13 protein-coding genes are annotated in these 15,296 nt (G+C 68.8%); 5 read left to right on the top strand and 8 right to left on the bottom strand.

Going from position 1 to position 15,296, the window contains the following annotated elements; all coding sequences use genetic code 11:
• Positions 1-3 precede the first annotated feature (3 nt).
• Together fdxA and GVY39_RS21825 are read right to left on the bottom strand one after the other, a co-directional pair.
• Positions 4-327, bottom strand: coding sequence for a ferredoxin (gene fdxA, locus GVY39_RS21820; RefSeq protein ID WP_159927474.1), 324 nt, complete (start codon positions 325-327; stop codon positions 4-6).
• Between the two features lie 348 nt (positions 328-675).
• Entirely contained in the window at positions 676-3,291 is a 2,616-nt protein-coding gene (locus tag GVY39_RS21825) for a bifunctional FO biosynthesis protein CofGH (protein ID WP_159927476.1), read from the bottom strand.
• Positions 3,292-3,747: 456 nt separating this feature from the next.
• Between GVY39_RS21825 and GVY39_RS21830 the strand changes: the two genes are divergently transcribed.
• Positions 3,748-4,245, top strand: a complete 498-nt coding sequence (locus tag GVY39_RS21830; RefSeq protein WP_159927486.1) for a PH domain-containing protein — start codon at positions 3,748-3,750, stop codon at positions 4,243-4,245.
• Positions 4,246-4,328: 83 nt separating this feature from the next.
• Entirely contained in the window at positions 4,329-5,855 is a 1,527-nt protein-coding gene (locus tag GVY39_RS21835) for a PH domain-containing protein (protein ID WP_159927693.1), read from the top strand.
• Positions 5,856-5,893: 38 nt separating this feature from the next.
• Here the strand turns inward: GVY39_RS21835 and GVY39_RS21840 are convergent, their stop codons facing one another.
• The 5 genes from GVY39_RS21840 to typA form a co-directional block, all read right to left on the bottom strand.
• Positions 5,894-6,337: a hypothetical protein gene (locus GVY39_RS21840; RefSeq protein ID WP_159927488.1), complete on the bottom strand. Its 444-nt coding sequence runs from the start codon at positions 6,335-6,337 to the stop codon at positions 5,894-5,896.
• Positions 6,334-6,492: a hypothetical protein gene (locus tag GVY39_RS33975; protein WP_195072063.1), complete on the bottom strand. Its 159-nt coding sequence runs from the start codon at positions 6,490-6,492 to the stop codon at positions 6,334-6,336. The genes GVY39_RS21840 and GVY39_RS33975 overlap by 4 nt, the downstream gene beginning before the upstream one ends.
• 167 nt (positions 6,493-6,659) lie before the next feature.
• On the bottom strand, positions 6,660-7,547 hold the full coding sequence (mshB, locus tag GVY39_RS21845; RefSeq protein ID WP_159927490.1) for an N-acetyl-1-D-myo-inositol-2-amino-2-deoxy-alpha-D-glucopyranoside deacetylase: 888 nt from the start codon (positions 7,545-7,547) through the stop codon (positions 6,660-6,662).
• Positions 7,544-9,322, bottom strand: coding sequence for an ABC transporter family substrate-binding protein (locus GVY39_RS21850; RefSeq protein WP_321210242.1), 1,779 nt, complete (start codon positions 9,320-9,322; stop codon positions 7,544-7,546). The genes mshB and GVY39_RS21850 overlap by 4 nt, the downstream gene beginning before the upstream one ends.
• A gap of 855 nt (positions 9,323-10,177) precedes the next feature.
• Entirely contained in the window at positions 10,178-12,076 is a 1,899-nt protein-coding gene (typA, locus tag GVY39_RS21855; protein WP_159927494.1) for a translational GTPase TypA, read from the bottom strand.
• 231 nt (positions 12,077-12,307) lie between these two features.
• Between typA and GVY39_RS33980 the strand changes: the two genes are divergently transcribed.
• Positions 12,308-12,484, top strand: a complete 177-nt coding sequence (locus GVY39_RS33980; protein WP_085997124.1) for a hypothetical protein — start codon at positions 12,308-12,310, stop codon at positions 12,482-12,484.
• 50 nt (positions 12,485-12,534) lie between these two features.
• Positions 12,535-12,834, top strand: a complete 300-nt coding sequence (locus tag GVY39_RS21860; RefSeq protein ID WP_159927496.1) for a 4a-hydroxytetrahydrobiopterin dehydratase — start codon at positions 12,535-12,537, stop codon at positions 12,832-12,834.
• 34 nt (positions 12,835-12,868) lie between these two features.
• Here the strand turns inward: GVY39_RS21860 and GVY39_RS21865 are convergent, their stop codons facing one another.
• A complete protein-coding gene (locus tag GVY39_RS21865) occupies positions 12,869-14,167 on the bottom strand; it encodes a mannosyltransferase (protein ID WP_159927695.1) in 1,299 nt (432 codons plus the stop codon).
• 253 nt (positions 14,168-14,420) lie between these two features.
• Between GVY39_RS21865 and GVY39_RS21870 the strand changes: the two genes are divergently transcribed.
• On the top strand, positions 14,421-15,221 hold the full coding sequence (locus tag GVY39_RS21870) for a hypothetical protein (protein ID WP_159927498.1): 801 nt from the start codon (positions 14,421-14,423) through the stop codon (positions 15,219-15,221).
• Positions 15,222-15,296: the final 75 nt, after the last annotated feature.

Below are 15,296 nucleotides of genomic sequence, written 5' to 3' on the forward strand. Positions count from 1 at the left end.
GGCTCACTCACTCGCCATCGGGGGCAGTTCCTTGATGAACGGCGGGTCGTAGTCGACCTTGCCGACCTTGGTGGCGCCGCCGGGCGAGCCCAGCTCGTCGAAGAAGTCGACGTTGGCGTTCACGTATCCGCCCCACTGGTCCGGGGTGTCGTCTTCGTAGAAGATCGCCTCCACCGGGCACACCGGCTCACATGCACCACAGTCCACGCATTCGTCGGGATGGATGTACAGCATGCGACCACCCTCGTAGATGCAGTCCACGGGGCATTCCTCGATGCATGCCTTGTCCTTCACGTCAACGCACGGTTCAGCGATGATGTACGGCACTGCCGCTCTCCTAGTCTGTCCTCGCCTGCGGGATAGTCCGCCCGGCGAAACCCTATCCCGGCACCCCACGTTACTACTGGTCAGCCTGCCCTAACTTCCGGTATCGCGCACGCCGCCGCGACGGCCGATTTTCACTCCGCCACCTGGCGTACGCGGTGGTCGCCACGTTGTACGAGGTCGTCCCGGAGCGTGGTGAGAGCCGGCCCGTCATTGCGCCGGTCACCCGATGCCCGCGGAGGACCGGAAACCCGATCGCACCGCGGGCCGGAAACTATCGTCGTCGCCGGTACCAGTCCTGGGGTGGCCCGCCGACATATCGGTGACTCGGGCGGCACCCAGACCTGAACGTCACCTGACCAGGACTGCCTGGAGACCCGGAGAGGCGGACGGGCTCTTGTGCTGCGGGACGCCGTAGGTCGTCGTCCGCTCCCGCGCCGGTCGCCCGATACCGGCGGCGATCTCGACCAGTTCGGCGACGGTCTTAGCCGAGCCGTGCTGCGAGCCGGCCATCCGGGAGATGGTCTCCTCCATCAGCGTACCGCCGAGATCGTTGGCGCCGCTGTTGAGCATCACCCGGGTGCCGGTGGTGCCGAGCTTGACCCAGCTGGTCTGGATGTTGTGGATGCGGCCGTGCAGCATGATCCTGGCCAGCGCGTGCGCGGCGCGGTTGTCCCGGTTGGTCGGCCCCGGCCGAGCCGCGCCCGCCAGGTACAGCGGCGCGCTCTGGTGCACGAACGGCAACAGCACGAATTCGGTGAAGCCGCCGGTCTCGTCCTGGATTCCGCGCAGCACCCGCAGATGCCCGACCCAGTGCTCGGGGTTGTCCACGTGGCCGTACATCATCGTCGAGCTGGAGCGGAGGCCCACCTGATGCGCGGTGGTGATCACGTCGATCCACGCCGAGGTGGGCAGTTTGCCCTTGGTGAGCACCCAGCGCACCTCGTCGTCCAGGATCTCCGCGGCGGTGCCGGGAATGGTGTCCAGGCCGGCCTCCTTCAGCGCGACCAGCCAGTCCCGGACGCTCTGGCCGCCGCGTGAGGCGCCGTTGACGATCTCCATCGGGCTGAACGCGTGCACGTGCATCGAGGGCACCCGCTGTTTGACCGCCCGCACCAGGTCCGCGTAGCCGGTGACCGGCAGGTCGGGGTCGATGCCGCCCTGCATGCACACCTCGGTCGCGCCGTCGACGTGCGCCTCCCAGGCTCGGTCAGCGACCTCGTCGGTGCTGAGCGTGAACGCGTCCGCGTCGCCCTTGCGCTGGGCGAACGCGCAGAACCGGCACCCGGTGTAGCAGATGTTGGTGAAGTTGATGTTCCGGTTGACCACGTAGGTGACATCGTCGCCGACGGTGTCGCGGCGCAACTGATCGGCCAGCGCGGCGACCGCGTCAAGCTCGACGCCGTCGGCGGTGGCCAGCGCGAGGTACTCGGCGTCGCTGAGCCCGGCCGGATCGCGTTCGGCGGAGCGCAACGCGGCCAGCACGTCGCCGTCCAGCCGCTGCGGCGTCGTGACGGCGAGATCGCGGGCCTGTTCGCGGATGGTGTCCCAGTCGCCGAAGGCGCCGACGACCTCCTGCCCGAGCGCCGCGTCACTGCGGTGCTCTGTGTTGCGGCCCTCGGTGTCGATGGCGGTGTTGAGGTCCACGCGCCCGGCCGACTCCCAGGACTCGTCCGGTTCCTGCCAGGGCAGGCCGACCGGCACAGCGTCCGACTTCGCCAGCCCGGTGGCCGGGTCGGTGAGCGCCGCGACGTGCGCGCCGATCCGCGGATCGACCCACGGGTTGCCCGCGCGCACGTACTTCGGGTGCGCGGAGGTCCGCTCGACCAGCTGATAGCCCGCCGCCTCGGTGATCTCCCGCAGCGTGTCCAGATTCGGCCACGGCCGTTCCGGGTTCACGTGATCGGGCGTCACCGGGGAGACGCCGCCCCAGTCGTCGATGCCCGCCTCGATCAGCGCGCGGCACTCGGCGTGCGAGACCAGGTTCGGCGGCGCCTGCACCGGCACGTCCGGTCCGAGCAGGACGCGGGTGACGGCGATGGTGGCGAGGAATTCCTCCAGGCCCGCGTCCGGCACGTCCCGCATGGCGGTGTCGTCCTTGGCGCGGAAGTTCTGGATGATGACTTCCTGGATGTGCCCGAAAGCCTTGTGCTGCTTGCGAATCGCCATAATCGACTCGGCCCGCTCCGCCATCGTCTCACCGATGCCGACCAGGATGCCGGTGGTGTAGGGCACCGAGAGCCTGCCCGCGTCGGTGATGGCGCGCAGCCGCACCGCGGGGTCCTTGTCCGGGCTGCCGTAGTGGCAGTTGCCCTTCTCGGTGAACAACCGGGTCGCGGTGGTCTCCAGCATCATGCCCATGGACTGCGCCACCGGCTTGAGCCGCGCGATCTCCTCCCACGACATCACGCCCGGGTTCAGGTGCGGCAGCAGACCGGTCTCCTCCAGCACCATGATCGATACGGCGCGCAGGTAGTCCAGCGTGGAGTCGTAGCCGCGCTCGTCCAGCCACTGCGCGGCCTCCGGCCAGCGATCCTCGGGCCGGTCACCCAGCGTGAACAGCGCCTCCTTGCAGCCGAGCGCCGCGCCGCGCCGCGCGATGTCGAGCACCTCGTCGGGTTCGAGGAACATCCCCTTGCCCTCGGCGCGCAGTTTGCCCGGCACCGTGACGAAGGTGCAGTAGTGGCATTTGTCCCGGCACAGCCGCGTCAGCGGGATGAAGACGTTGCGGGAATAACTGATCGTCTTCGGACGGCCCGCGGACGCCAGGCCGGCGTCGCGCACCCGGGCGGCGCTGCGACAGAGGTCGGCGAGATCGTCACCGGTCGCGTGCAGCAGCACCGCGGCCTCGTCCACGTTCAACGTGACACCGTCGCGGGCCCTGCGCAGCGCCCGGCGCATGGCCGATGGACTGGGCGGCGCGGACGGAACGCTCGGGTTCGGTAGGTCGGTCACGCCCTCGATCATGCGCTACACATCCGGAACTGTCTCCCTCCAGTGCTCCACAGTGAGGCGAAGCGGACCAGCCGCGCGGGCGAACACTCCGCTCACACGGCACTCGCGATGGACACGGGCGCCGTTGAGCGTTGACAACTGCGGGATGCCCGGGCCTATTCCAGGGCACGGCGCGGTGCCCGCGCTCGGCCATCGGCACCGGTCTCGGTGAGCACCGCCGAGTCGACCGTCCTCGTTCGGGTGGACGTGCGTTCTGCGATCCCGTGGGGTGTGATACCTCCGGTGATCGTGCCGTCGCATGCGCCAGGGAGTCTCGACCAGCCCGAAACCATTGCGACCAAGGCGAATTGCATTCCTACCCATGGCTGGTCGGGCGCCTCGTACCCGCCGTCGGAGTCGCGGGAGATCCACGTGAGCCGCTGACGATTACCTGCGACAGCGGCCACGTCGTCGTGCAAACATGGCTGCATGTCGCAGCCGCGCACGATCATGGCCGATCCGGCCTGGCGTCCCAGTCCGAAGGCCCGGCTCCTGTGGACTGCGCAGGCCGCGCTGGCCTGGGCGATCCCGTTCGCGGCGCTGCTGGTCTGGGTGGCGCTCGACTCCGGGCACCGCGGTTGGCAGCTCGGGTTCTTCCTGGTCGCGCTCGTGCCTGCGGCGGTGAACATCGGCGTGGCGCCCTGGTGGCGCTACGCTGTGCACCGCTGGGAGGTCACCGACGAGGCGGTCTACACCCGGGTCGGCTGGCTCACCCAGGAGAGCCGGGTCGCGCCGATCTCGCGGGTGCAGACCGTCGACACCGAGCGCGGCCCGCTCGAGCGCCTGCTCGGCCTGGCGACCGTCACCGTGACCACCGCGTCCTCCGCGGGCGCGGTCCAGATCGGCGCGCTCGATCTGCCGGTCGCCGAGGAAACCGTGACGCGGTTGACCCGGATCGCCGCCCAGCATCGCGGAGACGCGACGTGAGCGGCGAGCCGGCGGCGGGCGATGGCACGCGCGAGCCGGGCGCCGCGCAGGCCGAGCAGCCGTGGCAGCGGCTCGACAAGCGGATGCTGCTGGTCCATCCGATCACCGAGGTGGTGAAGTTCATCCCGGTGCTCGTCGGTTCGGTGATCCTCGGCACCAGCAGCGGCAACCATGTGTGGACCGTCATCCCGGTCGTACTGATCGTCGGGTTCGCGCTGACCCGCTGGTTCACCACGACGTACCGGGTCGGGCCCACGCACGTCGAGTTGCGTACCGGGCTGCTGGAACGCAAGAGACTCTCGGTGCCGCGATCGCGGATCCGCTCGGTGGACATCGAAGCGGACCTGCTGCACCGGGTTCTCGGGCTGGCGGTGCTGGCGATCGGGACCGGCCAGCAAGCGGATTCGGGTGAACGGTTCAAGCTCGACGCCTTGAACGCCCGGGTCGTACCGCCGTTGCGCGCCGCGCTGCTCGCCCATACGGCGGACCGCGCGGATGTGCCCGAGCTTCAAAAGACGTTGCAGCAGAACACGTCCGGTGGATTCGCTACAACGCGAACCCGGGCGCGCGAGATCGGGCACTGGAGTCCCGCGTGGGTGCGCTACGCTCCGCTGTCGCTGACCGGGTTCGCGATCATCGCTCCGATCGTCGGTCTCGCATTGCAATACGGGCTCGGCGAGGTCGTATTCCGGTCGGACGCGGTGCACGACGTGGAGGACGGCGGCGCGCTCGTCCTCGTGCTCGCCGGGGCCGCGCTGCTGTGCGCCATCGTGCTGGTGGTCAGCGCCGCCGCGTGCGCACACTATCTGACCACCTATTTCGGGCTGCGCGTCCGCGACGACGGCAAGACCCTCCACCTGCGCCACGGCCTGTTCACCACCCGCCAGATCACCCTCGATCGGGCGCGGCTGCGCGGAGCGACGGTCAAGGAACCGCTGCTGCTACGCCTGGCGGGCGGCGCCGAACTAGAAGCGATCATGACCGGGGAGAAACCGAGGCAGAAGATCCTCCCGCAAGCCCCGCGGCGCGCTGTCGAGCACACTCTCGGCCATCTGCTCGCCCCCGGCGAGGTGAGCGACGACGACATCGCCGTCCGGTCAGGCGCGGTGCCCACCGGCGCGGACGCTGTCCTCGCACCCGGCAGCGCGCCATTGCTCACCCATGGTCCGTCCGCGCGGCGGCGCAGGCATACCCGAGCGCTCGCGCCGGTCGTCCTCGTCGCCGCGGTGATGGCTTACGTGCTGCTCGCGGGCGAGCGTTTTTCGCCGTGGTGGTGGCTGGTGCCGGGTCTGGCGCTGCCGATCGCGCTCGCGCTCGCCGAAGACCGCTACCGCGGCCTCGGTCACGCGGTGCTCCCCCGCACGGCTACCAGCCCGACTCGGCTGATCACCCAGGCCGGATCACTCGACCGGGACCGCGACTGTCTGGAGGCGCCCGGCGTCATCGGCTGGACGGTGCGCCAGACCGTCTTCCAGCGCCGCGCCGGAGTCGCCACGGTGGTCGCGGCGACCGCGGCGGGCAAGAAGCGCTACGCGGTGGTCGATCTCCCCGCCGACGCGGCATGGGATCTCGTCGAAGCCGTCACCCCCGGGGTGCTCGGCGCGCGCTGACGCCCTCGACGCCGTGGTCACGACCCTGGCGGTCCGATTCACGCTCCGCGACGAACGGCGACGCGCGCATTCGCCGAGATGTAGATATACGCCAGCGCCGGGAGCAGCCCGCTGAACAGCAGCAGCGCCGTCCGCCAGTCACTGCCGAGCAGGATGTCACCGCCCGGCCCGGTGCTCGCGCAGACCAGGAAGCCGAACACCCACGCGACGAGCGGGAGCCCCAGGACCGCCGGGCGCGAGCTCACCGATCCCACACCCGCGACGAGCAGCACGTTCACCACCCCGGCCACGACGACGGAGACCGGAAAAGCGAGAGAACCCAGGTAAGTCGGCAGATACAAGACCTCGAGCGCCAAGGTGATCAGGGCATCCAGGATGAGCAACACGATGATCACCGAGCCCAGAACGGCACCGAACGGGAAGCGAGCCGCAGAGGCCGCGGGAGCGCGATCACCTGCCTGGTCGTCGACCTTCGTCGTCACGGCACGGGCGGGTAACCGAGGAGGGTCAACAGGTGACTCTGCATATCCGCGAACGCGTACAGCACCGTCATATACAGGTCGTGCTGCTGCTGCGCGTGCGGCTTCATGCTGTCGACGAACGCCGCGATCGTGTTCTGGAGCTCCCAGTTGTACATACTGCCGAGTCTATTCCGGCGCTCCCAGCCGCACGATCGGTTCTCCGGTCGACCGTGAGCTCAGCGAACGCCCGGCATTCACCGGGAATGCAACGCGCACGGCGATGACCGGCACACCCGCTCGCTCGGATGCGGACCGGGCGACCTCGATCACGGTCGGCGCGGTCTCATCGATCCGTTTCGGCGAACAGATCGTGCTCCCGCCCGTCCGGGCCGAGCGGGCCGCGTCGCCCGCGCACCAGGATGAAGTGCTCTTCGGGCAGCACCGGCTGGGCAACATTGTTCGACAGCGCGAATTCCCGGCCGGACGGCGCGACGGTGACCTGTGTGGCGTGCGCCCGCAGCGCCGCGCGTTTGGCCGTCAGCACATCGGAGACGTCGATCGTGGTGGTGACCGCGTGGCTGGGCACGCTCGCGAGCTCGCCCTCGGCGGGCAGCCGCCACCCGGGCGGCAGCGCGCCGGGCAGGCCGGCGGCCGTGCGCCGGGCCAGCGCGGCGGTGTGCAGGCGCAGCATGTCGGCGTCGGTGACGGTCCAATAGAACTTCGGGGTATCCCAGCCCTGGCCCGCGGCGGCCTGCACCGCGGCCGTGGTGATCTCGTGCGCCCGGATGTGGTCGGGGTGACCGTAGCCGCCGTTCGGGTCGTAGCCGACCACCACACGCGGCCGCAATCGGAGCACCACGTCCGTGAGAGCCCGCACCGCTTCGTCCCCGGAACGCACGAACACCCGCGGCTTGTTCGCGGCGGGGGTGCCCGCCATTCCTGAGTCGCGCCAGCGTCCGGCGCCGCCGAGGAAACGCGGCGGTCCCGCGCCGAGCGCTTCCAACGCACGGGTCAGCTCGAGAACGCGGTAACCACCGAGCTGGTCGGCGTGCTCCGCGGCGAGCAGCGCCCACTCCTCGCCGATCACCTCGCCCTCCTCACCGAGGGTGCAGGTGACCACGGTGACCGGCACGCCACGACGCCGGTAGTGCGCGATCGTGCCTCCGGTGGTGATCGATTCGTCGTCCGGGTGGGCGTGTACCAGCAATAGCCCACCGGTCGGCGTGGTCACGGAATCCTGCGCCACATGGACGCGTCACCGAAGATGCCGACCTGGATCGCGCCGCTGAGCGAGGCGCCGTCCACTCGGGGACCGGACGCGGCGACCGCGTTGTCCTGCACGATCGGCAGTACCGTGGCCATCGCCCACAGTTTGGGTTCCGCTTCGGCGAGCACACGTCCCACGTCACCGCCCCGCAGGGCTTCATCGATCGCGGGTTGCAGGGCCGGATCACACACACCGGACAGGTTGCTCGGAGCACGTTGCGCGGCCTCGGCGATGGCCTGCGCCGGGCCGGTGACTCCCGGCAGCGCGGGCGGTGGGCAGCCGTATCGGGATGCCAGCACGGTCGCCGGATCGGAACCGGCCACCTCCCAGCCGACGATCGCGTCGACCGTGCCCTCGATCAGTTCCTTGCCGTACAGCTCGTCGGCGGCGGCACTGCGCACCGTGGCGTCGATGCCCGCGCTGCGCAACTGGTCGGCGGCGGTGTTGGCCACGGCCAAGGCGGTGGCGTCCCGGTCGACGGCGCCGATGCGCACGACCAGCGGCTTGCCGTCCTTCCCGACGGTGCGCGGCTGCGGCGCGGGCGAGGTCGGGGAGGTCGCGGGCGGCGGCTCCGGCGCCCGGCCGTATCCCGCGGCGGCCAGCAGCGCGAACGCCTCCTCCGCGGACGGTCGCGGCGGAGCGGTCGGGGTGTAACCGGGGTCGGACGGCGCGAGCACCTGCGCTCGCGCCGGCTCCACCCAATTGCCGGTCTGCGCGCCCACCATCGCCAACAGGGCGGGATCCAGCAGCGCCAGCACACCCGAGCGGACCCGCGGATCGCTCAGATCGCCTTTGCGTCCGTTGAGCGCCAGTTGCAGCACCCGCGACTGCGGCATGATCGAGGTGCGCACCGAGGGAATCGCCGCCAGTTGCGCCTGGGTGGCCACGCCCCCGTGGACCAGCGCCATCTGGACGTCACCGGTGCGCAGCGAGCCCGCCAGCTGGGCGGTGGTGCCGCCGCGGCGGAGCAGGATCTGACCCGGCATCGCCGGTGTGCCCCAGAAGCGGTCGTTGCGTTCCAGCAGCATCTCGTCGCGACCTGGGTCCGCCGAGCGGATCCCGAACGGCCCGCCGGATACCCGGACGCCGTTGACCTGACCGTTCATGCCCCGGGCGAACCCGCCGGGCGCGTCCTTGAGCAGATGCGACGGCAGCAGATCGGTGAACAACTCACGCCAGCCGGGGTAGGGCTGCGACATCACGACGGTGACGGTCTTGCCGCCCGCCGAGGAGTTCACATCCGAGATCAACCGGTATCCGGCCGGATCGACGACGCCGGGTTCGGAGATCATCTCCTGCCACAGGTAGCGGAAGTCCTCGGCCGCGATCGGCGCCCCGTCCGACCAGGACGCTTCGTTGCGCAGCTTGTAGGTGATCGTGAACGGTTCCTGCGCGGTCACCTCGGCGGAGACCAGCAACGACGAATCCGGCACCCAGGCCGTCGCACCAGGCGTCGCCGGATTCGGCACCGGCCGGAACGGGCTCGGCAGCACCAGTGAGGCGATCGCCGAAGTGGCCGCGGACTGATCCGAGCGCAGATGCGGGTTGAAGGCGGTACCGATGGTGTCCAAGGCGACGACCACGGTGGTCTCCGCGGGCTTGACCGGTGTGGTCTTCGGGCTGTCGGTGCTCTCGATGGGCGGCGGCGGGTTCGCCGCACAGCTGCTGATCACCGTCAGCACTGCCACGGCCGGCAACAACGTGCGCCACGCTGCGCGTTTTCCTGCGCCCACTTTCACGCTCGGGAACTCTACCGTAAGGTCGAGTCCGCTCGCAGATTCATGCAGTCGAGTGGGGAATACGCCGCAGACCAGCGGATATCGACAGAGAAAACACCGAGTGCTCCGCGGAGCCCGTGCGAGCGCTCGTACAGAACGGAACGAGTCCGGGCAACTATTCGGGCGCACCCGACACCGTCGCAATACCCGACCACACATCGGCGAACAGCGTGACGGACAATCCGAACCTGCTGCTATAGCCTCTGAGCAAACCGGAGGCAGCAGCGAGCGACCATGAAGTGACAATCGCATCCGACAGGCCCGGGGAAAGAAACTCGTCTTCGTCGAGGTACCGGACAGCTTCTCGTAAGACCAGCGCTTCCAGCTGTTTTCGTCGCCTGTACAGGCTTGTGGGACCGACAACTCTCTCATGCGTGGACGACATCGAGCAGGAGGCGACTGGAATCCGACGCCGGGCCGCGATTTTCTCAGATGAAATACCGTTGCGAAGCCTCGTCGGTTTCTCGAGCCACCACGTCCACCCGCGGAGCGATTCGTCACCTCGAACCGATCGTTCCCAGATTACTATTGTGCGTGACAGGCCATGAAAGAGTTGAAAATATTTCTATTGCATCGACCGAGGATCGAATACTTCAATTACGACTTCAAAACGACTCCGACGCGAAGAAGTCGAATTCCCGAATCGATGCACACCGAAATCAGCGACTGATCGGAGCGAATTGCCGAGGCATCCGGTTGCTCGCGTCGATCCACGGCTCCCGGACCGCGATCATGCGGACCCGACGGATGCACGCGGCGACCAGCCACGGAATCCGGCGTAGCCGCAGCCACACCGGATTCCGTGCACGGAAGCGTTTACAGTGCCGCGCGGTCGCGCGCCTTGCGGCGGGACAGTTCCCGCGCACGCTCGTTCTGCCCGAGGATCACCTTGCGCACCCGGACCACTTCCGGGGTGACCTCCACGCACTCGTCGACGGCGCAGAACTCCATCGCGCCTTCCAGATCCAATTGCAGTGGCTTGGCCAGGGTCTCGATCACGTCGGCGGTCGAGCTGCGCATGTTGGTCAGCTTCTTCTCGCGCGTGACGTTGATGTCGAGATCTTCCGCGCGCGGGTTGACACCGACGACATGTCCCTCGTACGTGTCCGCGCCGGGCTCCACGAAGAACTGGCCGCGGTCGGCCAGCTGGATCATGGCGAACGGCGTCACCGTGCCAGACCGGTCGGAGACCAGCGAGCCGGTGTGCCGGGCCCGGATCTCGCCCGCCCACGGCGCGTAGCCGTGCGACACGGCATTGGCGATGCCGGTGCCGCGGGTCTCGGTGAGGAAGTCGGTGCGGAAGCCGATCAGGCCACGGGAGGGGACGATGAACTCCATCCGCACCCAGCCCGCGGCATGGTTGCTCATCTGCACCATCTTGCCCTTGCGCGCGGCCAGCAGCTGGGTGATCGCGCCGAGGTACTCGTCCGGGCAGTCGATGGTCAGCTCTTCGTACGGCTCGTGCACCTTGCCGTCGACCTGCTTGGTGACCACCTGCGGCTTGCCGACGGTCAGCTCGAAGCCCTCGCGGCGCATGGTCTCCACCAGGATGGCCAGCGCCAGCTCACCGCGCCCCTGCACCTCCCACGCGTCCGGGCGGCCGATGTCGAGCACCCGCAGCGACACGTTGCCGACCAGTTCCTGGTCCAGGCGCGCCTTCACCATGCGGGCGGTGAGCTTGTGCCCCTGCACCCGGCCGACCAGCGGCGAGGTGTTGGTGCCGATGGTGACCGAGATGGCGGGCTCGTCGACGGTGATGCGCGGCAGCGCGACCGGATTGTCGATGTCGGCGAGGGTGTCGCCGATCATGATCTCCGGAATGCCCGCGATGGCGACGATATCGCCCGCCACCGCGACCTCGCCGGGCTGGCGCTCCACGCCGATCGTCTGCAGCAGTTCGGTGATCTTCACATGCTTGACGCCGTCGGCGTGCATCCACGCGACGTTCTGCCCCTTGCGCAGCTCGCCGTTGTGGATGCGGACCAGCGCGAGACGACCGAGGAACGCCGAGGCGTCCAGGTTGGTGACGTGCGCCTGCAGCGGCGCGGACGGGTCGCCCTTCGGCGCGGGGATGTGCTCCAGCAACACGTCGAACAACGCGTCCAAGTTCTCCGCGTCCGGCGCGTTGCCGTTCTCCGGGCGCTGTTTGGACGCCTTGCCCTCTCGCCCGGAGGCGTAGAGCACCGGCAGGTCGAGCGCGAGTTCGGCGGCCTCGGCGGCGGCGTCGTCCAGATCGGAAGCCAGATCCAGCAACAGGTCGTGACTTTCCTCGACGACCTCTTCGATGCGCGCGTCGGGACGGTCGGTCTTGTTCACGACCAGGATCACCGGCAGCGAAGCGGCCAGTGCCTTGCGCAGCACGAACCGGGTCTGCGGAAGCGGTCCCTCGGACGCGTCGACCAACAGCACGACGCCGTCCACCATGGACAGGCCGCGCTCGACCTCGCCACCGAAGTCGGCGTGGCCGGGGGTATCGATGACGTTGATCACGGTGACCGAACCGTCGGGGTGGTGCCGGTGCACCGCTGTGTTCTTGGCGAGAATGGTGATGCCCTTCTCGCGCTCCAGGTCGCCGGAGTCCATGACGCGATCGACGGGCTCGGCCCGTTCGGCGAAAGCGCCCGACTGGCGCAGCATGGCGTCGACCAGCGTCGTCTTGCCGTGGTCGACGTGGGCCACGATGGCGACGTTGCGAAAATCGCGTGCAGACGACACGCCTGAATCCTCCTGCTGTTCGGTGGTGGTGCTGACGGTGCTCGGTGTTCGACGGGAGCGGAACCCTGCGTGGTTACGCGGGCTGCCGCCTCCGGATCCTGACGCTCACGCCGGGCTCCCCGCAAACAGGTGGAGAATCGAAACTCACCGGGCATCGCGGCCAGCTATACCCTACCGGCAGTCCGGTTCGCACCGCGTTTCAGGCTTTGTACTTAGGGTAAGCTAACCGCCGTGGGCAAGGTCAAAGCCAAGAAGGTTTCCAGCCTGAAACCGAAGAAGAAGTGCTGTCGGAAGAAGACGCGCTGCTTGAAGTGCCCCGTGGTCATCATGCGGATGAAGAAGTGCGAAGCCGCCGGGATCACCGGCAAGGATCTGAAGAAGGCACTCAAGCAGGCGCGCGCAGCGTGACCCCCGCCGCCCCGTCCGGGGCGGCCCCGAGGCGAGTAGCAAGGAGCGTTATGGCCCAACAGACACTGCTCTCCGATACCGAGATCGCCGAGGCTCTCACCGAACTCCCCGAGTGGACCAGATCAGGGGACAACCTGGTCCGCACCGTCAAGGCGCCCACCTTCCCGGCGGGCATCGAACTCGTGCGCCGAGTGGCCGAGGCCGCGGAAGAAGCCGACCACCACCCGGACATCGACATCCGATGGCGCAACGTCACCTTCAGCCTGTCCACCCACTCCGCGGGCGGGCTCACCGCGCTGGACGTGGCCCTGGCTCACGAAATAGATCGCCTCGTCGACCGCGGTATCTGATCCTTCGAGTTCCCAGCCGAACGCGCGGCAGTGCCTATGCGGCGCGCGCCGGGCCCTCCGCGGTCAGGCGCGCGCCCTCGTCCTGGCCCGACCGCGCGTGCCGGGGTCCGAAGCGGATCACCCAGAGGTAGAACGCCACCACGCCGAGGACGTCGACGGCCCCGAGCCAGGCCAGCACGCCCGGACGGGAGATCGTCCAGATCGAATCCTGGAAGAACGACAGCACCCACGGCGCGCCGACGAGCATGGTCACCAGCCAATACCCGGCCATGATCCGCGCGCCGGGGGCCCGGCGCAGCGGCCCGTAGACCAGCCAGAGCACCGTCGGCAGCAGCCACACCCAGTGGTGCGACCACGAGATCGGCGAGATCATCAGGCCGAACAGTTGCACCACGATCAGCGTGCCGAGCCGGTCGTCCGCGCCGAGCTCGCGCCACGCCAGGAACGCCAGCGCCGCGACCACCGCGACGGCAGCGATCCACCACGGGCCGGACTCCACGTCGTACCCGAGGATTCGGCTCAGCGCGCCGCGCAGCGACTGGTTCCACACCGAGCCCACCGGGCCGATCCGGTCCGCGTCCCCGAGCAGCGTGCCGAAGTACCGACGCGCCTCGACCGGCGCGATCAAGAAGCTCAGGCCCACCGTCGCCCCGAAGACCACCGCCGACCAGGCGACGGTCCCCCACCGCCCGCGCGCCACGAAATAGAGGCCGGTGATCGCGGGTGTCAGTTTGATCCCCGCGACGATCCCGACCAGTCCGCCCGAGACCCACCATCGCGAACTGCGCACCGCGAGCATCCCGCCGAGCACCAGGAACACGTTGACCTGGCCGTAGTCCATGGTGGTCCGCACCGGCTCGAGCCATAACCCCAAGGCGGTCCAGCCGACGGTAGCGGCCCGCCATTGCGGCGTACGCAGCCGCTCGGCCCCGAACAGCAGCTCGAAGCTGATGTGCACAACCGCGTACAGCGCCGCGGCGATGGCCAGCAGCCAGGCCACCGCGACCACGGTGAACGGAAGATAGTGCAGCGGGAAGAACACCAGCGCCGCGAACGGCGGATAGGTGAACGGCAACGGGAAGTCCGGCGTCTTCTCCGCGTAAGTGAAGTCGTAGAGGTGATCGGTCAACAGAGCGGCCGAACCACCGACGTAGACGTGCAGGTCGACGAGGTTCATCCCGTTCGGAGACAGCAACATCCACAGCAACCTGGCCAGCACGGACAGGCCCAGCGCCGACACAGCCCATCGGAGGTGACGATTCAAATCGCTGGCTTTCGGCTCGAGTGCGGTGCGTCGGTTCGGCGCGCCCGGACTTGGGTGTTCTGGCGACAACGCGAACGGCACGGATTAGATTAACCGCAGCGCGAATCCGGTCGGTTCCACCCTCGAACCACCGATAACATTTGCATCAACTTTCACACCAGTAACACCAAGGCGCGGTATGTTCTGCTAACACTGATCGTCCACAGCGCCCTTTCGGGACGCGCGGCTGTACACATAGCCGCAATGTCCCTAGAGTGACCCCCGAAACGATGGCTTTTAGCAATCGAAACCAGATGTACCCGAGGTAAGGACGGCCAGACCAGTGCTTCGCACCCGAGGATCGCGGATCGCATTGACCGCACTCGCCATCGCGGCGAGTGCCTCGCTCGCCGCGCCGACGACAGCAATCGCGGCCCCCGCGCCCGCCCCCGAGGCGACCACCTACAGCGTCCCCATGGTCCCCGAAGGCGTGCCGGTGGACGCCCTGGCCGCCCTGGCCCCAGCCATCGTCGGCGCCATCGCCGGCCCCGCGGACATCGCGGGCCCGGCCGGCATCGCGGGCCCCCAGTCGGCCATCCTGGACCAGGCGCGCAGACTGCTGGCCACGTTGAACCTGCCGCCGCAGATCAAATCCACGCTGGAACGGATCATCACCTTCCTGGACGGCAGCGGTGGCGGTGGCCCCGAGGTGCCGCAGGACGGCCCGGTGATCGCGCAATTCCTCTACCCGACCATCGGCAAGGGCTGCATCAGCCCGACCGCCGACTCCGTGGGCACCGCACTGGCCGTGCCCGGCCCGGCCACGCTGCCGCCGCCCGGCCCGCAGGCGGGTCAGACCGGGTTCGTCTTCACCGCCCTCGGCACCAAGGCGCCGACGCCGGTGCAGAACCCGCCGATGACGGTGCAGTGGCTCAACCTGGACACCCGCCAGTCCGGCGTCCTGCCGCTGACCGACGAGGCCAAGATCAACCCGGACGGGCCCGCCACGCTGTCCGCGATCGCCGACACGGGCTTCGGCCGCGTCGTCGCGGTCGTCTCCGGCTCGCTGACCACCAAGTCCGGCGATGCCGAGGCACGGACCTGCTCGTTCCTGCCGACGCTCGGGTTCTTCACCGTAGGCTGAGTCCTCGGTCGAGGGCGGCGACTCCGTCGGGGTCGCCGCCCTCGGTCGTTCCGGGACTTCGCCCTACGATCTCGA

The sequence above is a fragment of the Nocardia sp. CY15 genome (assembly GCF_009829295.1).
In the GTDB taxonomy this organism is placed as follows: Bacteria; Actinomycetota; Actinomycetes; order Mycobacteriales; family Mycobacteriaceae; genus Nocardia; species Nocardia sputi.